At 55.7% G+C, this 21628-nt stretch carries 16 protein-coding genes and 1 tRNA gene; all 17 read right to left on the minus strand.

The genetic code is table 11. From position 1 onward, the window contains the following. Position 1: 1 nt before the first annotated feature. A tRNA-Val gene (locus tag GHN86_RS15725) sits at positions 2-74 on the minus strand. 113 nt (positions 75-187) lie between these two features. Further along, a complete protein-coding gene (locus GHN86_RS15730; protein ID WP_153380355.1) occupies positions 188-958 on the minus strand; it encodes an SDR family oxidoreductase in 771 nt (256 codons plus the stop codon). Positions 959-963: 5 nt separating this feature from the next. Next, positions 964-2175 carry an O-succinylhomoserine sulfhydrylase gene (locus GHN86_RS15735; RefSeq protein ID WP_153380357.1) on the minus strand — a complete coding sequence of 404 codons (1212 nt, stop codon included), beginning with the start codon at positions 2173-2175 and terminating at the stop codon, positions 964-966. A gap of 77 nt (positions 2176-2252) precedes the next feature. Beyond that, positions 2253-3758: an amidophosphoribosyltransferase gene (purF, locus tag GHN86_RS15740; RefSeq protein ID WP_122782339.1), complete on the minus strand. Its 1506-nt coding sequence runs from the start codon at positions 3756-3758 to the stop codon at positions 2253-2255. A gap of 41 nt (positions 3759-3799) precedes the next feature. Next, the gene (locus tag GHN86_RS15745; protein ID WP_323369424.1) at positions 3800-4357 is read right to left on the minus strand and encodes a CvpA family protein; all 558 of its coding nucleotides are present in this window, start codon (positions 4355-4357) and stop codon (positions 3800-3802) included. A gap of 106 nt (positions 4358-4463) precedes the next feature. After that, positions 4464-5084, minus strand: coding sequence for an SPOR domain-containing protein (locus GHN86_RS15750; protein WP_153380359.1), 621 nt, complete (start codon positions 5082-5084; stop codon positions 4464-4466). Beyond that, positions 5068-6375, minus strand: a complete 1308-nt coding sequence (folC, locus tag GHN86_RS15755; RefSeq protein WP_153380361.1) for a bifunctional tetrahydrofolate synthase/dihydrofolate synthase — start codon at positions 6373-6375, stop codon at positions 5068-5070. The genes GHN86_RS15750 and folC overlap by 17 nt, the downstream gene beginning before the upstream one ends. Then, positions 6372-7292, minus strand: a complete 921-nt coding sequence (gene accD / locus GHN86_RS15760) for an acetyl-CoA carboxylase, carboxyltransferase subunit beta (protein WP_153380363.1) — start codon at positions 7290-7292, stop codon at positions 6372-6374. Before accD ends, folC begins: the two co-directional genes overlap by 4 nt. A gap of 272 nt (positions 7293-7564) precedes the next feature. Continuing rightward, the gene (locus GHN86_RS15765; RefSeq protein ID WP_153380365.1) at positions 7565-8188 is read right to left on the minus strand and encodes a phosphoribosylanthranilate isomerase; all 624 of its coding nucleotides are present in this window, start codon (positions 8186-8188) and stop codon (positions 7565-7567) included. A 63-nt stretch (positions 8189-8251) separates the two neighbouring features. Continuing rightward, the gene (truA, locus tag GHN86_RS15770; protein ID WP_153380450.1) at positions 8252-9076 is read right to left on the minus strand and encodes a tRNA pseudouridine(38-40) synthase TruA; all 825 of its coding nucleotides are present in this window, start codon (positions 9074-9076) and stop codon (positions 8252-8254) included. Positions 9077-9298: 222 nt separating this feature from the next. Continuing rightward, positions 9299-11704: a FimV/HubP family polar landmark protein gene (locus GHN86_RS15775; RefSeq protein WP_153386900.1), complete on the minus strand. Its 2406-nt coding sequence runs from the start codon at positions 11702-11704 to the stop codon at positions 9299-9301. 142 nt (positions 11705-11846) lie between these two features. Next, the gene (locus GHN86_RS15780; protein ID WP_153380369.1) at positions 11847-12857 is read right to left on the minus strand and encodes an aspartate-semialdehyde dehydrogenase; all 1011 of its coding nucleotides are present in this window, start codon (positions 12855-12857) and stop codon (positions 11847-11849) included. Positions 12858-12984: 127 nt separating this feature from the next. Beyond that, positions 12985-17655, minus strand: a complete 4671-nt coding sequence (locus tag GHN86_RS15785; RefSeq protein WP_153386902.1) for a dermonecrotic toxin domain-containing protein — start codon at positions 17653-17655, stop codon at positions 12985-12987. Between the two features lie 157 nt (positions 17656-17812). Further along, entirely contained in the window at positions 17813-18925 is a 1113-nt protein-coding gene (gene asd / locus GHN86_RS15790; protein WP_153380373.1) for an aspartate-semialdehyde dehydrogenase, read from the minus strand. A 68-nt stretch (positions 18926-18993) separates the two neighbouring features. Continuing rightward, entirely contained in the window at positions 18994-20076 is a 1083-nt protein-coding gene (leuB, locus tag GHN86_RS15795) for a 3-isopropylmalate dehydrogenase (RefSeq protein WP_153380376.1), read from the minus strand. Between the two features lie 59 nt (positions 20077-20135). Further along, complete coding sequence (locus tag GHN86_RS15800; RefSeq protein WP_153380378.1) at positions 20136-20903, minus strand: class I SAM-dependent methyltransferase; 768 nt, start codon at positions 20901-20903, stop codon at positions 20136-20138. 78 nt (positions 20904-20981) lie between these two features. Beyond that, on the minus strand, positions 20982-21626 hold the full coding sequence (leuD, locus tag GHN86_RS15805; protein WP_153380380.1) for a 3-isopropylmalate dehydratase small subunit: 645 nt from the start codon (positions 21624-21626) through the stop codon (positions 20982-20984). Positions 21627-21628 lie beyond the last annotated feature (2 nt).

The following is a 21628-nucleotide window of genomic DNA, read 5'->3' on the forward strand; positions in this document are numbered from 1 at the left end:
GTGGGTGATGACGGGATCGAACCGCCGACCCTCTGCTTGTAAGGCAGATGCTCTCCCAGCTGAGCTAATCACCCTTTGCTTCGTTGAGGCCGCGAAATTTACGCAGGTATTGAACCTAAGTCAAGGACAAGATTGAGTTTTTTTCAAAAAAGGCAAAAAAACATCTGCCCTCAACGCCGGAACTCTCTTACTCCCCGTACACCATTTTCTTGCTCATACCGCCGTCAACCACAAACTCCTGCCCCGTGACAAAACCCGCGTTACGCGAGAGCAGCCACGCAACCATCGCTGCAACGTCTTCCACCGTTCCTACCCGACCTGCCGGGTGTTGAACATGATCGGCGTCGGTCAGTGGCTCTGTACGCCTCACCGAGGGGTCTCGCGCATCAATCCAGCCCGGGCTGACCGCATTTACCCTGATCTCCGGCCCAAGGCTGATGGCCAGCGCGTGAGTCAAGGCCAGCAAACCGCCCTTGCTCGCCACATACGCCTCAGTATCAGGCTCAGATTGGCGGGCGCGGGTGGAGGCCAGGTTGACGATCGATCCGCAATGCGCGCGCAAATAAGGCGCGCAGTGCTTGGCCAACAACATAGGGCCGGTCAAATTCACCGCCAGCACCCGATTCCAGTGATCGAGATCGAGGCTTTCGAGCGTCATATTGTGTGGATCGGCAATTGCGGCATTGCTCACCAACGCATCAAGACGCCCAAACTGACCCAGTACTTGCGCCACACACTGAATAACATCGGCTTCGACCGATACATCCATGGCCACAAACCAGGCATTTTCACCCAGCGCCTTGGCCACTTTCGAACCGCGGGCGCGGTCAATATCGGTCAGCACTACTTGCCAGCCTTCGCTGATCAGCCAGGCTGCGATACCCAGACCGATCCCGCGCGCGGCACCGGTCACCAGCGCAACCCGCCCATTACCGGCAACCGGCGCTTCTAGAGTCATTTCGATCACAGTGCTGCCAGACCCCGCGCCAGATCGGCTTGCAAGTCGCCGACATCTTCCAGGCCTACGGCAATACGGATCAGGCTGTCGCGAATGCCAGCGGCTTCACGCTCTTGAGGCGCAAGACGACCATGAGACGTTGTCGCCGGATGAGTGATGGTGGTTTTGCTGTCACCCAAATTGGCCGTGATGGAAATCAGTCGGGTAGCGTCGATAAAGCGCCAGGCGCCCTCTTTACCGCCTTTGACTTCAAAACTGACAACCGCGCCAAAGCCCCGCTGCTGACGCTGGGCCAACTCATATTGCGGATGGCTTTCAAGACCGGCGTAATGAACCTTCTCGACCCCGTCCTGCTGCTCCAGCCACTGCGCCAGCGCCAGAGCACTGGCACAATGAGCGCGCATGCGCAGGTTCAGGGTTTCCAGACCTTTAAGGAAGATCCAGGCATTGAACGGACTGAGGGTCGGCCCGGCAGTGCGCAGAAAACCAACCACTTCCTTCATTTGCGCGCTGCGACCGGCAACCACCCCGCCCATGCAACGTCCCTGACCGTCGATAAACTTGGTCGCCGAATGCACCACGATGTCTGCACCCAGTTTCAGCGGTTGCTGCAAAGCCGGTGTGCAAAAGCAGTTGTCGACCACAAGCAGCGCGCCCTTGGCGTGTGCGATTTCCGCCAGTGCGGCAATGTCGACCAGCTCGGCCAACGGGTTGGACGGCGACTCAACAAACAGCAAGCGAGTGTTGGGCTTGATGGCGGCATCCCAGCCCGACAACTCGGCCAGCGGCACGTAATCGACCTCTACGCCAAACCGTTTGAAGTACTTCTCGAACAGGCTGATGGTTGAGCCAAATACGCTGCGCGACACCAGAATATGGTCGCCCGCGCTGCACAGGCTCATGACCACCGACAAAATGGCCGCCATGCCCGTGGCCGTCGCGACGGCCTGCTCTGCCCCTTCGAGCGCTGCTATGCGCTCTTCAAAGGCACGCACAGTAGGGTTGGTGTACCGCGAATAGACGTTGCCTGCCACTTCCCCCGAAAACCGTGCAGCGGCATCGGCTGCCGTACGGAACACGTAGCTGGACGTCAGAAACATTGCATCACCGTGCTCGCCTTCTGGCGTACGGTGCTGGCCAGCACGCACAGCCAAGGTGTCGAACGCTACGCCCTCAAGGTCGCTATCCAGCCGACCGGCATCCCAATCCTGACTCATGCTGCCCACTCCTTGCTTGTATTGATTACTTTGTCTGCAAATGCAAACCGGCCCATCAGGGCCGGTTTGGTAAACACTTAGTTGTTGTACAAGCCAATCGTCGCACCAACACCCTGAGCAACCACCTTGGACGCATCGTTGCGCGCACGCTCGATTCTATCCAGGTAGTTTTCATCAACATCACCTGTCACGTACTTGCCGTCAAAGACCGCGCAATCGAACTTGTCGATTTTGATCTTGCCGCCACCCACCGCATCAATCAGATCAGGCAGATCCTGATAGATCAGCCAATCAGCACCGATCAACTCGGCCACTTCCTGCGTCGTGCGGTTGTGGGCAATCAGTTCGTGAGCGCTTGGCATGTCGATGCCGTATACGTTCGGGTAACGTACTGCGGGGGCCGCCGAGCAGAAGTAGACATTCTTGGCACCCGCTTCGCGGGCCATCTGAATGATCTGCTTGCAGGTGGTGCCACGCACGATCGAATCATCGACCAGCATCACGTTCTTGCCACGGAATTCAAGCTCAATGGCATTGAGCTTCTGGCGCACAGATTTTTTACGCGCCGCCTGGCCCGGCATGATGAACGTACGGCCGATGTAACGGTTTTTGACGAAGCCTTCGCGGAACTTGACGCCCAAGTGGTTGGCCAGCTCCAGTGCGGCACAACGGCTGGTGTCCGGGATCGGGATAACCACATCGATATCGTGGTCCGGACGCTCGCGCAAGATCTTGTCAGCCAGCTTTTCACCCATGCGCAAACGCGCTTTGTAGACCGACACACCGTCGATGATCGAATCCGGGCGAGCCAGATATACGTGCTCAAAGATGCATGGCGTCAACTGCGGGTTAACCGCGCACTGACGAGTGTGCATCTGGCCGTCTTCGGTGATGTAGACCGCTTCGCCCGGCGCGAGATCGCGGATCAGGGTAAAGCCCAGCACGTCGAGAGAAACGCTTTCAGAAGCGATCATGTACTCGACGCCTTCATCGGTATGGCGCTGACCGAAGACAATCGGGCGAATACCGTTAGGGTCACGGAAGCCAACGATGCCATAGCCGGTGATCATCGCCACCACGGCGTATCCACCACGGCAACGGTTGTGAACATCGGTCACCGCGGCAAACACGTCTTCTTCAGTCGGCTGCAACTTGCCGCGCTGAGCCAGCTCATGGGCGAAAACGTTAAGCAGAACTTCCGAATCGGAGTTGGTGTTGACGTGGCGCAAGTCAGATTCGTAAATCTCTTTGGCCAGTTGTTCAACGTTGGTCAAATTGCCGTTATGCGCCAGTGTAATGCCATAGGGCGAGTTGACATAAAACGGCTGGGCTTCAGCTGAAGTCGAGCTGCCAGCGGTTGGATAGCGCACGTGACCAATGCCCACGTTGCCGACCAGACGCTGCATGTGACGCTGATGAAACACATCACGCACCAGCCCGTTGTCCTTGCGCAGAAATAACCGGCCGTTATGACTGGTCACAATACCGGCAGCATCCTGGCCGCGATGCTGAAGGACGGTTAGCGCGTCATACAGCGCCTGATTGACGTTCGACTTACCGACGATACCGACGATGCCACACATGCGACGCAACCCCTACTTTATGGATCTGTACTGAACACCGCTCACTTGGGCTGGGTAGCCGGCAAGAGGTGCTCCTTGAACGGAATATCAGCAGGAACGCTGATTCCGCTGGCGAGCCACTGACTGCTCCACCCCAAAATGAGGTTTTTGGACCAGTCGGCAACCAATAGAAATTGTGGCACGAGCCTGGACTCCTGCCACCACGAGTCTTGCTGTACCGGCCCCAGGCTAAGCAGCCCGACCGCCACAACCACCAGCAATGCACCGCGTGCAGCGCCAAAGGCCATGCCGAGAAAACGATCGGTCCCGGAAAGTCCGGTGACGCGAATCAGTTCGCCGATAAGAAAATTGATCATGGCGCCAACCAGCAAGGTGGCGACAAACATGATGGCGCACCCGGCAATGACGCGGGCGGAAGGTGTTTCGATGTAGGCGACCAGATATTGGGACAGTGAACCACCAAACATCCAGGCAACGACCCCGGCGATGATCCAGGTGCACAGCGACAATGCTTCTTTAACGAAGCCGCGCTTCAAGCTGATCAATGCGGAGATGGCGACGATTGCAACGATCGCCCAGTCAACCCAGGTAAATGGCACGGTTCAGCCTACGGTCAGATAAGGCGGCGCATTTTAGCAGAGCGCCGCCACTCAGGTAAGCCGATTTATCACCGCACTCACAATCAGATTGAACCTTTGGCAGCGCTTAACCGCGCTCAGGCTGGAAGCGCACCACAAAACCCTTGAGATTCTGCTGTTTGCCGAGCAAGTCACGCAGACGATCAGCCTCCGCACGCTCAAGCAAAGGGCCGACAAAAACCCGATTCATACCGCCTGATGAACGCACGTAAGCGTTATAACCTTGATTACGAAGGGTTTTTTGAAGGTTATCAGCGCTTGCACGATTAGACAGGCTCACCAATTGAACCGACCAACTAACGGGTAAGCCATTGGCGTCTACACGCTTTTGCGTGGTATCGAGCTTCGCAGGGGCTTGCGCTACGGTCTGAGCTGGAGTGACCGCCGGAGTTTTGACCGCTGCAACAGGTTTGCTCACCACAGCGGCAGGCGCCGGAGCAGCAGGCACAGGAGCCACTTCTTCGGGTGGCGCCGGCTCTTCAGGAATAGGCTGCGGCTCAGGCACCGGAACAGGCTCCACCTGCACTTGAGGCATCACCGGAACTTGAGGTGCCGTGGGTACATCCACCTGAATTTGCCGTTGCTCATCTTCACGGTTGAACAGCATCGGTAAAAAAATCACAGCCAACGCCACCAACACCAGGGCACCGACCATCCGTTGCTTGTATACCTTATCCAGCAAAGCCATTTGCCGACTCCTCCGTGGCGCGCCGCCCCAGCCATTCAAGCGCTTGTGCGACGCAATAAAATGAACCAAACAACACAATTTCGTCTTCCGGGGCTGCACGCTCACACTGCGCTTCAAGGGCAGCATCAACACTGCCAAACGCCGACACCGAAGCCCCAAGGCGTTTCAACGCAGCCTCAAGCTCCTCTGCCGGGCGTGTGCGCCCAGTGTTCAACGGTGCCACGGCCCAATGAGTGAAAACAGGGGCAAGGGTTGACACTACGCCATCCAGATCCTTGTCCGCCAGCAGGCCAAACACCGCAAGACGTTTACCGGCCACCGGACGTTGCTGCAAGCGCTGAAGCAAATAGTGAGCTGCATGGGGGTTATGGCCCACATCAAGCAGCACATTGAGCGTCTTGCCCTGCCAGTCAAAACGCCGGCGATCCAGACGTCCAGTAACATGCGTGCTCAGCAAGGTTTCAACGATCTGCTCAGGCTGCCAAGGCAAGTCCATCAAGGCATAAGCCTGCAAGGCCAGCGCCGCGTTTTCCATGGGCAAATCCAGCAACGGCAAGTCTCGCAATTCAAGCGTGCTAGCCGTTGCACTTTCCCCTTTCCAATGCCAAACCGATCCGGCCACCGTCAGATCAAAGTTGCGCCCCCGCAAAAACAGCGGGCAGCCCAACTCAGCCGCTTTGTCGAGCAAGGGTTGCGGGGGATTCAGGTCACCACAAAGCGCGGGCTTGCCAGCACGAAAGATACCGGCCTTTTCATACGCCACTGACTCACGGGTGTTGCCCAGGTACTCGACGTGATCAACACCGATGCTGGTAATCAACGCCATATCGGCATCGACCAGATTGACCGCATCCAGTCGCCCGCCCAGGCCGACTTCCAACACCACGGCGTCCAACTGTGCACGTTCGAATAGCCAGAAGGCCGCCAGCGTGCCCATCTCAAAATACGTCAGTGAGGTCTCGCTACGACCGACGTCCAGCGCCGCAAACGCCTCGCAGAGCAACTCATCCGAAACTTCGGCACCGTCGATTTGCACACGCTCGTTGTAGCGCAGCAAATGCGGCGAGCTATAAACGCCCACTTTGAGGCCTTGCGCCCGCAGCAATGATGCAACAAACGCACAGGTCGAGCCTTTGCCGTTCGTTCCAGTAACCGTCACCACCCGAGGCGCGGGCTTTTGCAAGCCCATGCGGATCGTTACCTCGCGCGCGCGATCCAGCCCCATGTCGATGGCCGCTGGATGCAACTGTTCAAGATAGGCGAGCCACTCGCCAAGGGTGCGCTGGGTCATAGGTTGGCTGGCGCTGGCGGAACAACGATAGCTTCAACAGGCGGCGCGATGAATACCGGAGTCGGCAAGCCCATCATTTGTGCCAGCAAGTTACCCAGACGTGGACGCAGCTCCTGTCGAGCAATGATCAAGTCGATCGCGCCGTGTTCCAGCAGGAACTCACTGCGCTGGAAGCCTTCAGGCAACTTTTCGCGCACGGTTTGCTCGATAACACGCGGCCCGGCAAAGCCGATCAGTGCTTTGGGCTCAGCCACGATCACATCGCCGAGCATCGCCAGACTGGCCGATACACCGCCGTAAACCGGATCAGTCAGTACCGAAATAAACGGAATGCCTTCTTCACGCAGACGCGCCAGCACCGCAGAGGTCTTGGCCATTTGCATCAGAGAGATCAGGGCTTCCTGCATGCGCGCACCACCGGAGGCCGCGAAGCAAATCATCGGACAGCGGTTTTCCAGTGCATAGTTGGCGGCACGGACAAAGCGCTCGCCAACGATGGCGCCCATCGAGCCACCCATAAAGGAGAACTCAAACGCCGACACGACCACGGGCATACCCAGTAACGTACCGCTCATCGAGATCAGTGCATCTTTTTCACCGGTCTGCTTCTGCGCGCCGACCAGACGGTCCTTGTACTTTTTGCTGTCGCGAAACTTCAGGCGATCAACAGGTTCCAGGTCTGCGCCCAACTCGTCGCGACCTTCGGCATCCAGGAAAATATTGATGCGGGCACGCGCGCCAATGCGCATGTGGTGATTACATTTAGGGCAAACGTCCAGGGTCTTTTCCAGCTCAGGACGATAAAGCACAGCGTCACAAGACGGGCATTTGTGCCACAGGCCTTCAGGTACCGAGCTCTTTTTGACCTCGGAACGCATGATCGAAGGAATCAGCTTGTCTACCAACCAGTTGCTCATGCTTTTTTTCTCCAGTACCGGCGACCTGAACACTTGGGTTCAGGCCCCGTGTATGCCCTTGAGCTAATTTCAATAGATGTGCGGCGATGATGCTTGAAGGCAGCGGTCAGCACAGGGCAAACCAGCATAACCCCAAGAAACCCTCAGCCTTCCCGACAACACGCCCAAGAGCGGCTGCCATGTTAATTTTTGCCCGTCAAACCACAGGGCCCGTCTGCTTTACGCAGCGGTATTGATGGACGGTGGCAGACTGCCAACCGTCACATCACGCATCAGTTTGTTGCGCGCACGTTATGCATGAAGGCACGAATTTTGTCGTGATCCTTGAAGCCTTTGCTCTTTTCCACCCCGCCACTGACATCGACGGCATAAGGACGCACCTGATCAATAGCCTGTACGACGTTGTCGACGGTCAAGCCGCCCGCCAGGATGATGGGCCGGGATAAACCTTGCGGTATCAAAGACCAGTCAAACGCCTGACCAGTTCCCCCTGGCACGCCTTCGACATACGCATCGAGCAATATACCGCTGGCACTCGCATAGGCATTGCAGGCACCGGCGATGTCGTCGCCCGCCTTCACCCGCAGGGCTTTGATGTAAGGACGGTGATAGCCCTCACATTGTTCGGGGGTTTCATCGCCGTGAAACTGCAACAGGTCCAGGGGTACGGCATCCAGTGTTTCGTTCAGCTCACAAGCACTTGCATTAACGAACAACCCGACCGTTGTCACAAAAGGCGGCAGCGCCGCAATGATGGCCCGTGCTTGCACTGCGGTGACTGCCCGAGGGCTTTTTGCGTAGAACACAAAGCCGATGGCATCAGCACCGGCCGCAACCGCAGCCAATGCATCTTCTATGCGGGTAATACCGCAGATCTTGCTGCGAACAACGTACATCTCGATAACACCCCAACAGTTGAGCGCGAAAGTCCCGGATGGTAACAAATGCTTATCCGGGCGTCAGCCGTCGAGTTCGGTAAAACCCGTCAAGAAATGTGGGCCAATGTAACGCTCTGGTAACGGGAACTCCTCCCGGTACTCAACCTGGACCAAATACAGACCATAGGGGTGCGCCGTTACGCCGCCAGAACGACGGGCGCGGCTTTCAAGGACTTCTTTTATCCACTCAACCGGCCGCTCGCCTGAGCCAATGGTCATCAAAACCCCTGCAATATTGCGCACCATGTGATGCAAGAAGGCACTGGCGCGAATATCCAGCACAATCATCCGCCCATGACGGGTGACTCGCAGGTGATGCATTTCCTTGATCGGCGATTTTGCCTGGCATTGGCCGGCACGGAAGGCACTAAAGTCATGTATACCCAGCAAATGCTGGGCGGCCTCAGCCATACGATCAACATCCAGAGGGCGGTGATTCCAGGTCACTTCCTGATTCAAATGCGCCGGGCGGATCTGATCGTTGTAAATCACATACCTATAACGGCGGGCGATGGCCTTGAAGCGCGCATGAAAATCCGCCGGCATGACTTTGGCCCACGTCACACTGATGTCATGGGGCAAGTTGATATTGGCGCCCATGACCCACGCCTTGAGCGAGCGCTCGGCTTGAGTGTCAAAGTGCACTACTTGCCCGCAGGCGTGCACGCCAGCGTCAGTGCGACCCGCACACATCAACGACACCGGTGATGCAGCGACTTTTGACAACGCGTTCTCAAGGGTTTCCTGAACGGTCAACACACCATTGGCCTGGCGCTGCCAGCCGCTGTAGCGCGAGCCTTTATATTCCACGCCCAGCGCGATTCGGTAAAAGCCTTCGGCGGCCATTTCGGCTACTGGGTTATCTATATTTGCCAAGGAGTTACAGCCTGCTGATGAACGCAAAGTCGGCCATTATAAGGCGACACCGGCCAGACGCCATGAAACAAATGATGAGCGCGCGACAAATGCGTTGGCGCATGACCGGAAATATAGAGTACTGACAGAATATTGATGCCAGATACAACAACGGCAGCCCTATGGGCTGCCGCTGGGTGACGGGTCAAGTGATCAGACCAGCCGGGATAACATCTCAAGGGCTTCTGCCTGCTGCTCAGGATTACCTTCAGCTATCACCTCCGCCAGAATATCCCGTGCCCCTTCATCGTCACCCATGTCAATGTAAGCCTCAGCCAAATCGAGCTTGGTCGCGGCTTCATCCGAACCGGACAAGAAATCGGGCTCGGGATCATCGGCAAACGCTGACACAAGAGACGGTTGCTCCAGGCTTTGCGACAAGCGCTGCAACTCGGCATTGACCTTGTCCAACTCAATGGAAAAGCTGTCGGGCTCAGCTTCAGCCACTTCACTCTCCGGCGCCAACGACAGATCAAAGTCAGCTGGCAGGCTTAAATCAAGATCTGGCAGTCCATCTCTGGGCGCCTGAACCTCAGCTTGCTGCTTGAGCACCTCTTCAAAGCTTTGCTCATAATCTGGCACTGGTTGATCCAGTGGTTGTGCAGGCAACAGCTCGGTGGGTGATGCGGTTTCCAGCTCGTCTAAGCTCAGGTCGAAGTCGTGATCAAACTCGGGCCCGACCGCACTGTCATCACGCAGCATTTCATCAACGAACTGCTCTTCAAGTTGCGCGGCAACAGCAGCCGTGGCGATCCCTGTAGCAGCCGCCGCCAACATGGCCGGGTAACGCGCCTTGAGTTGTTCGACTTCAGCGTGATTCTTGCCGTTTGCGACTAACTGACGCTCTTGCGCTATAAAAGCCTCACGCTCACCCTGCTCGCCATATACCTGCATCAGCTTGAGACGCAAGTCACTGCGCTGAGGTTCTTTTTCAATTGCATGACTGAGCAGCGTGACGGCCTCATCCAGCTGTTGCAGCTCAATCAGTCGTTCTGCGTGCACCAGTACATCGTCTCCTGGCTTGGCCAGCGACAAAGCGCCAATGACGGGCGCAATAACAGCCGCAGGAGCTGGAGCTGGAGCTGGAGCTGGAGCTGGAGCTGGAGCTGGAGCTGGAGCTGGAGCTGGAGCTTCATCGAGCATGGGGCTTGGCGGTGGCACTTCAAGCCCAGCGAAGTCACTTTCTGGCAGGTCCAGATCAGACGCAAAATGCGTGTCATCCTCCAGCTCCCGTGCCATGCGCTCGTGTCGTTGCGCCGCTTGCAAGGCCTTGCGGCGACGGGCCAGCAGCAGTAACAGCAACAACAGCAAAACGGCTGCACCACCCGCCAACCCCATCAGCATTGGACTGCCAAGCAGAGCCTGAAGGTTACGTTCCCCCGTTGAGACAGAATGCTCGCCCTGCACAGGCGCGGGCGGCACAGCGGTGGCGGGCGAACCTTCGAGCGCGGGCTCGATATCCGCCTCTGGAGCATCGACGGCTTGTGCGGCCAACTGAGCCGGGATCGCAGTGGCGGGGTCACCGGAAGCAGCACCGCCCGCCTCCAGCTTGGCCAATTGATCATTTTTCAACTCGATCAAGCGTTGAAGCTTGTCCAGCTGGCTTTGCAAATCCTTCATCCGGCTTTGCAGCTCGGTATTCTCACGACGACTTGAATCCAGACCTTCCTGAGCCATCGCCAGTTGTGCAGCGATATTTGCGGCGTCCCCGGCCGCACCTTTACCATTAGCGGATTGTGCCGCCACCAGGCTCAAGCTGTCAGTACTCGCAGCCTTGGCCGGGCGCAGAGCCTCAACCGGCTGACGTCGTGTTGCATCAAGCTGCTGAGGCAGTGGCACCGTACGGCGACCATTACGCCAATCGGCGTTCTGTGAGGCCACTTCATTGAGCGCTTTGGCCTGCGACAACTGAACACTCTGCGAGGCATCAGGCAGACGCAATACCTGGCCGGTTTTCAGACGATTGATATTGCCATTGATAAACGCATCAGGATTCAGCGCCTGAATGGCTAGCATCGTCTGTTGAACCGAGCCACCATTGGCCGCCTTTGCCGCGATTTCCCACAAGGTGTCGCGGGCCGTAGTGGTGTACTGCGCAGGCGCACCGGCAGTGCCGGGCGCAACCGGAGCTGAGGCCGCCGCAGCGGTTTGTGGCGAAAACTTCGCGGGGTCGAGCATGACGCTGTAGTCACGCAACAGGCGACCGCTTGGCCACATCACTTGCACCAGAAACTTTACAAAGGGTTCGGACAGCGGCTGACTGGACGTCACTCGCAGCACGCTCTTGCCATCGGCATTGATCACCGGGGTAAAACGCAACTCATCCAAAAAGGCTGGCCGTGGCACACCTGCCTTGGTGAACTCGTCCGCAGGCGCCAAACTCGGTACCACTTCTGCGGCCGTTAGATCCTTGACATCCAGCAGCTCGATTTCAGCCAGCAGAGGCTGGTTCTGAGTCGATTTCAGCGTCAACTCTCCGAGCCCAAGCGCCTGCGCCATACCGGATGAAAGCGCCGATGCGGCAGCTATTGCTAACACTAATTTGCGAACCTGAAGCATCGCCTCATCCTTATTGGTACAGACCTCGTCCTGCGAGATCCGAATAGCTACTGCCCGAAGAGTGTGCCCAAGACTTGCGTGTTTAGACACATGACCCCGAAGCGGCTCTTGAACCCAGCTGGAAATTGACGCCAAGTATCTTTTACAGCAAGTCTTTTATCAACAACTCAGCCAGTTGCACGGCATTCAAGGCCGCGCCTTTACGAACGTTATCTGCAGTTATCCAAAGATTAAGTTCACAAGCATCGTCCACAGCATGGCGAACTCGTCCTACATAGACCACGTCCTGGCCAACGGCATCACCCACCGCCGTCGGATAGTCGCCTGCGTCAACCAACTCAAGACCCTCTGCGGCCTCAAGCGCTGCATTAACAGCTTCCAGATCGACTGGCCCGGCCATTTGCACCGACACACTAAAGCTATCGCCGAAAAACACCGGAGCTTGAATGCATGTCACTGAAATTTTGAGTGACGGCAAATCCAATATTTCGCGCAGTTGCGTGACCAGATGTTTTTCCAGCGGAACATGGCCTTGTGCATCCGGCGTACCGACTTGTGCGAGCAAGTTGAAGGCCATCTGACGATCAAAGAAATTCGATTCAAGCGGATGCAGGTTCAGCAGCGCTGTAGTCTGGCGCGCCAATTCGGAAACGGCTTCGCGCCCTTGAGCGGAAACGGCCAGACACGCAGTTACAGTCACTCGCTGAAAATCGAATAAATCGCGTAATGGCGCCAGCACCACTGCCAAAGCAGTCGCCGATGGGCTTGGACTGCTCACTTTTACAGGCTTGGGCAAACCGACCAGGACCTTAGCATTGGCCTCGGGCACCACTTGCGGGGCCTGCAAGGCAGGCAAAACACCCGACAAATCAATTAACGTACACCCCGCAGCAGAAGCTTTGGCTGCGTAGCTGGAAGTCACTGCTGGCCCGGCAGCAAAGAAAACGACCTGGACTTTGCTGAAGTCGAATGCATCGACCTCACGCACTCTGACATTTTTGCCACGAAAAGGCACCGAACTGCCAGCCGACTCGCTACTGGCCAGCAGGTGCAAGTCGGCTACCGGAAAATTGCGCTCTTCAAGGATTTGCACAATGGTTTCGCCGACAGTGCCGGTGGCGCCGACGACGGCGATATCAAAGGACTGACTCATGGATCTACCTCAGGCGAAACGTGGGGAGGCGCACTTTAACTGCCCGGCGCAAGCCAGGCAATTAAAGCGATGGATGGGGTTAAGCCTACAGCCTTACCATTGCTTTGAAGTCAAATGCGGCCATGCATCAATGATTATCAAGGGGCAAAAACCAGCGCGATACAAGATCTTTGCCCATCACCCCGTGATAAACGTTGACTGTGGCCTGAGGACTATTCGATTTTTTGAGCTGGGAGTAATAGCTTTCTCTGCGTTGGGATTTGAGCTTCAAATGGGCCACACCGTAGTTTTCCTTTGGCGTATCCTCGGCCGCATAATGAATATGGGCATACCAGAGCGGGATACCATTCTTGTCATTGATCGCGTATTCCTGAATGAAGTCCTGACGCTCGCCAGCCAGTTTTATGCGCTTGCCTAAGCCCGCTATCTGCACACGATCCTGCTCAAGCAGATACTGAAGGTTGCCGTGAGTCGGGGGCAATTCAAGGCTCAACTGAATGCGTAGCTCTTTACCTTTATCCGTCAAACGCTTGGCTCCACTGCGCAGGTTCTCGACCAAGACCAAATCCGATTGCACAACTGCATCCAGAGGCTGAGCATCGATAGCTTTGCTCAGTTCGCCAGCCAAGTGATTGAGGCCATCGGCCTCGTGTTGAAGAACCTCTTCAACCTCCTGCGGGTATCTGGATATTTTTTTATATTCCTCGGCCCTGCGCAGATGATTATCCAGGTCGGCGTAGCGTTTGCGCGCCTCACCTTTAAGAAAATCGAGTGGCCGAGTGTCTGAAGGTGCCTTAGGCGTCACTGCTTTAATTTCCTCCCATACCTCACCGTGTTCTGAATACGTACCGAGTAGCTGATCGTTTTCTTCAGACCTGACTTCAACGACCTCAACAGGCCACTCACCTCCCGCCGGTATTAACTTACCGATCAACCGTCCGCTATGGCGGGTTTTAATAATTCGTTTGGGTACATCTGATGCAGCTGCACGCTGGGGCTTGCGCGGCAATTGAGCCCCCTTTGCATCCGGTTTAATCTCGGCCGCCATTTTTTTTGTGACGTCTTGGTAAAGGCCATCCAGCATCGTGATGATTTTGTTGAATAAGGCGCTATCCAATTCATCCGCACTGATGATGCCCAAGCCTCGCAAGGCATCCAACGATTGAGCATAAGATTCAACAAGACTACTCAATACTTCCAGGCTTTCACCGCTGCTGAAATCAAACGTATTGAGCTCCGCATGAGTACTGATAAGTTTTCTCACTGGTGTGACGAGAGTCTCCAGAGTTTCAACCAACGCGGTATTACTGTGCCAATCTTTAACGCTGGGTTTTATCAGCCAATTCAAATAAGCGTTCTTAATGGGGACATCATAAAAATCGACATTGGTTTTCCTGAGGCTGACGTCTTTGAGAGAACTTTCATATCGTTGCATACCCGCCTCATCCAGACGCTCCAGATAGCGAGTTCTGAGTTCAAGCGTAGCAATCATCTTTTCATAAATGTCGATATAGGCTTTCATGACTTGATCGAACCGTAGATTGCTAGTGCTGGCGGCCGTCTCAAATATTCTAAAAGGCACCCCCTTCAAGTCGTAATCGTAAATAACCATAAGGTGATTGCACTCAGTTGCCAGCGCCAATATACGGCCATCAATATCGTATTTCTTTACATCCGGGAACAGGCTTTTAAACTCATCGAGATTCGTCAGCAAAAGAAGATACGAGTCAATCATCTCCTGGGTTGCACTCTCGGCTTTGCGGCGATAAACACTGCGTTGTTCTTCCGTGAAACGCGGATCTTCTTCAGCGCGCTGCATCACGGATATCGCGACCTTGAATGCTGCGTTCATCCTCGGCGTGCGCGCGTTTAGCTCAGTCCACTGGTCTAAAAACTCACCTCTTCGCGCATCTTTTTGCTCGCGCAAAGCCTGTAATCGAGCCTTCGGCATGCCGCCAGATAAACGCAGACGCAGATCCAGAGACCATCGACCGTTGCCACTTGACTTCAAATAGGGACCTAAATGAGTGCTGTCAGCGGGGTCAACAATGATAACGCCTTCGGCTCCCACACTGACCTCATACAGCTTGTCCTCAATTAAGGCATGCCATTTATCGTTAATCACATAAAGCCCCTTACGAGGCATGTCAGCAGTCGGATTGTGCAAGACAGGCTGCGGCATTTGGGCAGGCTTCTTTACCTCGAAATGGGACAGCATCTTTATTTGACCGGGGGTCAGCCGATTTTGGGCACTTGCAAAACTGAAATCCAGAGGCGTGCTCTGTATATCGGGTAATTCACCTGCCAATGCTACGACTCCTGCACTCACTTGCGGCGACGCAAGCTCTGGCCAACGGTCAGCACTGCGCTCAGGTGCACGAGGTTTCACAACCTGCTCCCTGACGCCATCGGCCAGCGACGGACGCGCTGGAACCGGCGCAGGAGGCGGGAACAAAACTATTGTCAGATTAAGCAGTAGATCGACTAATCCGAGCTCGCGAGTGATCGGATCTTCACTATTGAGTGCCGGAATGTCCTTGATGGCAGCCAGCAACATGACTGATAACCCCACAGTGAGCATGGTGGGAACGCTCAGAAAAGGCAGCAACACGAGGTTGAATATCAGGTTGGTTTGCTCAAGTAATACACCCCAGCGACTCTCGGTATTGGAAACAGAGTCTATGTCGGCCTGTCTCACCAGCGCACTTGCATTGCTGCTGTAGAGAAACTGCAATAACTTGCCGTTATGCAAATATTGTAATAACTCGTCGCTGGCACCATCGACGGACAGCGTTGCAGGTTGCGGTACTTCAATAGGGGCGTAATCGCTGCCCAGTCCAAAACGCACGTAATGGGGTTCTTGAAAGCCGCCATTGTCGTATATCGGACGGGCGACATCGCTCAACCAGATCAGCACACTGGTTTGCAGCTCTCCCGGCTGGGCAATAGCCTCCAGCAGTGCGGCGCGAGTAGGAAACTCATGCAGCGATTGAGCGTAGAAAGGCCGGTATAGCAAGTGCGGGCCGACACTCATATCAACTTGTTCAATGATGAACATATTGTTGACCACATCCGGGGCTGCGTCAGCCTTGCGAGCCACTGCCAGGTGCCGAATAACCACCGGCGCACCATCGACCTGGCGGTCGGCATTATTGCTCTGCATCAAAGCTGCAACGTAGCGAGCACCGAGTGGGCTGAGGCCGTTTTCGTTCTTGAGACTAAGCTCCAGCGCCTGCAACGGTAAATATGCACTGATTTGTTCTGCGAACAATTGTTCACGCTTGCGCGCATCACTTGTAGCCCCCAACAGCAAACTTTGCAGTCTCTCGGGATAAACCTTGCCGACGTCAACCCGTTCAATCAGGCCATTTCTGCTGATGATGTAGTTAGGCGTCAGCCAAACAGGCAATTCCAACCCGTGTGAATGTTTCAGACTCAACAGCCCCTGTGGCCGCCCCACCAGGTTTTTCAACGCAAGCTCGGTGAGGTTCATAGTCACCTCTTCAGTGACGGGGATGGCATTGGGGAAGCCGGCAGCGGAAAAAAAAGTCAACTCTATATGATCAGGGTTAAACACTTCGACAGAGACATGTCGGGATAAATCAGGTTCCAGATACTTTTGGTCAAGCTGCATTTGCTGCGTCAAAACATCGACAGCAAATGAGCGAATATCTGCAATACCACTGAGGAAAGTACGGCCTTGGCTGATTTTCTTGGCGCGGGCCAAAGCCAGACTGTATTGGCGGTACAGGGACTGCTCTGCAGCAGATGCCCGCCTCAACCAATCAGGTAAATGTGCTTTAAGAGTGCCAACGGCAAGGCCCTCTGTCGCGGCCGCACCTAGTATGTAACGTGCAGGATCACTAAGGTCCTGACACACTGTTTGCAGCGTCTGAACCCCAACTCGGGCTGGTAATTTCAGTGCTCCCAGGCCATCCAGCTGCCTACCCAATATGATCGCTGCTTGAATGTCAAAAACATTGCCCTCTAGCTCGTAACGCTTGATACGGATTTCATCAGCCAAATAGGCTGCGCCCATGCGCTGTCCGCCATATTCGATGACTGCGTCCACGGTGGGGAAAGACTTTAGAGTGCCATTAGGCCGACACATTAGAATCAGGTTGCTACGCACCAGCACGATGGATGCTGTCAACCGAGTACTTCTGAGTTGCGCACCGATGAGTGTGGATTCCAGACAATAAACCTGCGTGCAATTTTCACCGTATTGACTTATTCGTGCTTCTCGCTCAGGGCACAGAATCACCTGGTTGACGGCTTCGCGAGCCAAGTCAGTCAGATCTTCCTGGCGGATCAGAGCAATGCTCAAAAGCTCTTTGAGCACATCACTGAACCAGCGCCAGCGACTGACACCCGAGTCTGCCTGGCCGGACCAATATTCGACCAGCGCATTTTGAAAGCCGACGGGTACTGTCCAGGTCAATTCCTTCAGCAGGGTGTCAATGACCTTCATATCAAGTAGATCAGGTTCCAGCCAATCGGGCGCGTTATCGCATAGATAGTAGGACTGACCATTGACCCTCTCTAAATTCAATACATTGCCGTTGGCCAGATAATCCATAACCCGTGCCACGAATGGCTGCAACTCCCAGCCACCACCCGCCCGGGGCACGGCCAGCCGGGTGCGCGCCAAGTCAATCTTTAGGGTGGGGTATTTTTGGGATAATGCCGCCGCAAGTAGTTGCCGGGTGACACTTTCCAAGGTTGGACGACTTACAAACTGTGCCCTGACAGCATTGATCGATAAAGCGAGTGGAGAAGATGTAGTAGGTGCAGGCATAAAAAGTCCTCGTTAAATGGGATCGGTCGTGTAGCCGATCACGCATTTATGCCCGTACGCTGCAAAGTGAGGTGCTAGATGGATATATCAGTTATCGCGCGCACAAAAAAACCGTGCCTCTTTGCAGAGAACACGGTTTTTGTAATGCATCAGCGAATCAACGCTCCAGCAGAATCCGCAGCATGCGACGCAACGGCTCAGCCGCGCCCCACAACAACTGGTCGCCCACGGTGAAGGCACCGAGGAACTGCGAACCCATGTTCAGCTTGCGCAGACGGCCAACCGGCACGTTCAGGGTGCCTGTCACCTTGGTTGGACTCAGCTCTTGCATGCTGATGTCACGATGATTTGGCACCAGCTTGACCCAAGGGTTGTGCTGGCTGATCAGGCCTTCGATGTCCGCAATTGGCACATCTTTGTTCAGTTTGATGGTCAGCGCTTGGCTGTGGCAGCGCATCGCACCGATACGCACGCAGATACCGTCCACCGGAACCGGGTTTTTGAACCGGCCCAGAATTTTGTTGGTCTCTGCCTGCGCTTTCCACTCTTCGCGGCTCTGGCCGTTGGGCAGCTCTTTGTCAATCCACGGGATCAAGCTGCCTGCCAGCGGCACACCGAAATTTTCAGTCGGATAAGCTTCGCTGCGCATGGCGTCAGCCACACGACGGTCAATATCCAGAATTGCGCTGGCCGGGTCAGCCAGTTGATCGGCAACCGCCGCGTGGGTCGCGCCCATTTGCTTGATCAGTTCGCGCATGTTCTGCGCGCCGGCGCCCGAGGCCGCCTGATACGTCATGGCACTCATCCACTCGACCAGACCGGCTTCGAACAGACCGCCAAGGCCCATCAACATCAGGCTGACTGTGCAGTTACCACCGATATAGTTCTTGGTGCCCGCATCCAGTTGGTGGTCAATAACCTTGCGGTTGACCGGGTCCAGAATGATGACCGCGTCATCCTGCATGCGCAGGCTCGATGCAGCATCGATCCAGTAACCTTGCCAGCCTGCCTCACGCAGTTTGGGGAACACCTCATTGGTGTAGTCGCCGCCCTGGCAGGTCAGGATCACATCGAGGGTTTTCAACTCTTCAATGTTGTAAGCGTCCTTGAGCGGAGCAATCTCCTTGCCCACAGACGGACCTTGTCCACCGACATTGGAAGTGGTGAAAAACACCGGCTCAATAAGATCGAAATCCTGCTCTTCCAGCATCCGCTGCATGAGCACGGAACCAACCATACCGCGCCAACCGACCAGACCTACACGCTTCATCGCAACGACACCTTTAACAAAAAGTGGGGTCGTTACTTCCACCAACAGGAAGTAACGGGCCCGAGAGATTACAGATTCTGTAGCGCCGCGACTACCGCATTGCCCATTTCCTGTGTTCCGACCTTGGTGCAACCCGTCGACCAGATGTCGCCGGTACGCAGTCCCTGGTCCAGAACCAGGCTTACCGCCTTCTCGATGGCGTCAGCGGCAGCCTGCTGATTGAAGCTGTAACGCAGCATCATCGAGACCGACAAAATGGTTGCCAGCGGGTTAGCAATGCCCTGCCCTGCAATGTCCGGCGCTGAACCGTGGCACGGCTCATACATGCCTTTGTTGTGGGCATCCAGCGATGCCGACGGCAGCATGCCAATGGAACCGGTCAGCATGGAAGCTTCATCAGACAGGATGTCGCCGAACAGGTTGTCGGTGACAATCACGTCAAACTGCTTGGGCGCTCGCACCAGCTGCATGGCTGCGTTGTCCACATACATGTGGCTCAGTTCAACGTCCGGGTAATCCTTGGCCACTTGCTCGACCACTTCACGCCACAGTTGGCTGGACGCCAGTACGTTGGCTTTGTCGACCGAGCACAACTTTTTACCACGCACGCGGGCCATGTCAAAGCCGACGCGGGCAATGCGGCGAATCTCGCTTTCGCTGTAGGGCAGCGTGTCATAGGCCTGACGCTCGCCGTTTTCCAGCTCACGGGTGCCACGTGGCGCGCCGAAGTAGATGCCGCCGGTCAACTCGCGAACAATCAGAATATCCAGGCCCGAAACGATTTCCGGCTTAAGGCTCGATGCGTCCGCCAGTTGCGGATAAAGGATCGCCGGACGCAGATTGCCGAACAGGCCCAATTGGGCACGAATTTTCAGCAGACCACGCTCAGGGCGAATATCACGCTCGATGGTGTCCCACTTGGGGCCACCCACTGCCCCCAGCAGCACCGCATCTGCGGCGCGAGCACGCTCCAGCGTTTCATCAGCAAGCGGTACTCCGTGCTTGTCGATAGCTGCACCGCCAATGACGTCATGGGTCATCTCGAAGTTCAGATTGAACTTGTCGTTGGCTACCGCCAGCACCTTGACGGCTTCGGCCATGATTTCCGGACCAATGCCATCGCCAGGGAGAATCAGAATCTGCTTGCTCATGGGTTCCTCTTTTATTGTCTGGGGATGCCCCCGCAGGCGCATCTTTTTAATAGTCAGGGTTACTTCTCGGCCCACAGCACCAGCACATCGGTACTGAACGAACCATCGGATTCGATTTCAAAATACGCGCGCACCTCAGTGCCCATTGACTGCTGCAACTGGCGAATAGCCGCGCTCATGACCAGCGGCGTGCGCATGCGTTCGATCCAGGAAGCGAACTCTAAACGCAAACGCTGACGCTGTGTGCTGCGTACTTGCAAACCGGCCTCATTGATCTGGTGCATCCACTCACCCGCCGAGTAGTCGCGCACATGGCTGGTGTCGCGCAGCACTTCGACACTTTGCAGATAGGTGTCGAACAACGGGCTGCCCGGCGACATCACGTCAATAAAGGCCGCCACGCCGCCCGGTTTGAGCACCCGACGCACTTCTCGCAGTGCCAGGCCCAAATCGCTCCAGTGGTGAGCCGAGTAACGGCTGAACACGTAATCAAACTCGCCGTCGGCAAACGGCAAGCGTTCAGCGGCGCCGCAAACGGTACTGATGTTGTTCAGCCCGCGATCAACGGCGGCCGAGCTGACCACATCGAGCATCTGTTGAGAGAGGTCGTAAGCCACCACCTCTTTTACCAGTGCTGCCACATGAAAACTGACATGACCTGCGCCGCAGCCCAAATCCAGCACACGCGCCGAAGACTTGCCCTCCAGCTCGGCTTTTAACAGACCGAACTCAGCACCTTGTGCATGCACGGCACTGCTTAGATACGCCGAAGCCTGTTCACCGAATTGTTTTTGGACAACCTGGGTGTGCTGGGCAGTGCTGGTCATGTTGATAATCCTTTAAGTAGTAGCGCCAAACCTGTAGCAGTCGCAGCCTGCGGCAGCGACTACGCAGATCCCGTCCAATCACGCGTCACGAAACAACCAGGGCTGGCTCGCCCGGTGCTTGCTTTCAAATGCAGCAATCGAATCAGCGTCCTGCAGGGTCAACCCAATATCGTCGAGGCCGTTGAGCAGGCAATGCTTGCGGAAGGCATCAATTTCAAAATTCAGCACCTTGCCGTCAGGACGGGTTACCGTTTGCGCTTGAAGGTCGATTTTGAGCTGATAACCGGGTTCCGCTTCAACCTGAGCAAACAACTCATCCACTTCGGCGTCGCTCAAAATGATCGGCAACAAGCCGTTTTTGAAACTGTTGTTGAAGAAGATGTCGGCGTAGCTTGGCGCGATGATGCTGCGAAAGCCGTATTCTTCAAGCGCCCAGGGCGCGTGCTCACGGCTGGAGCCGCAACCGAAGTTTTCACGGGCCAACAACACACTGGCACCCTGATAACGCTCGGCATTGAGCACAAAGTCTTTGTTCAACGGGCGCTTGGAGTTGTCCTGGTACGGTTGCCCGACATCCAGATAACGCCACTCGTCAAACAGATTGGGGCCGAAGCCGGTGCGTTTGATCGATTTCAAAAACTGTTTGGGAATGATCTGATCGGTGTCGACGTTGGCACGATCCAAAGGTGCGACAAGCCCGGTGTGCTGGGTAAAAGCTTTCATGT

Origin of the sequence: Pseudomonas helleri, from assembly GCF_009600315.1 — a bacterium.
GTDB lineage: Bacteria > Pseudomonadota > Gammaproteobacteria > Pseudomonadales > Pseudomonadaceae > Aquipseudomonas > Aquipseudomonas helleri_A.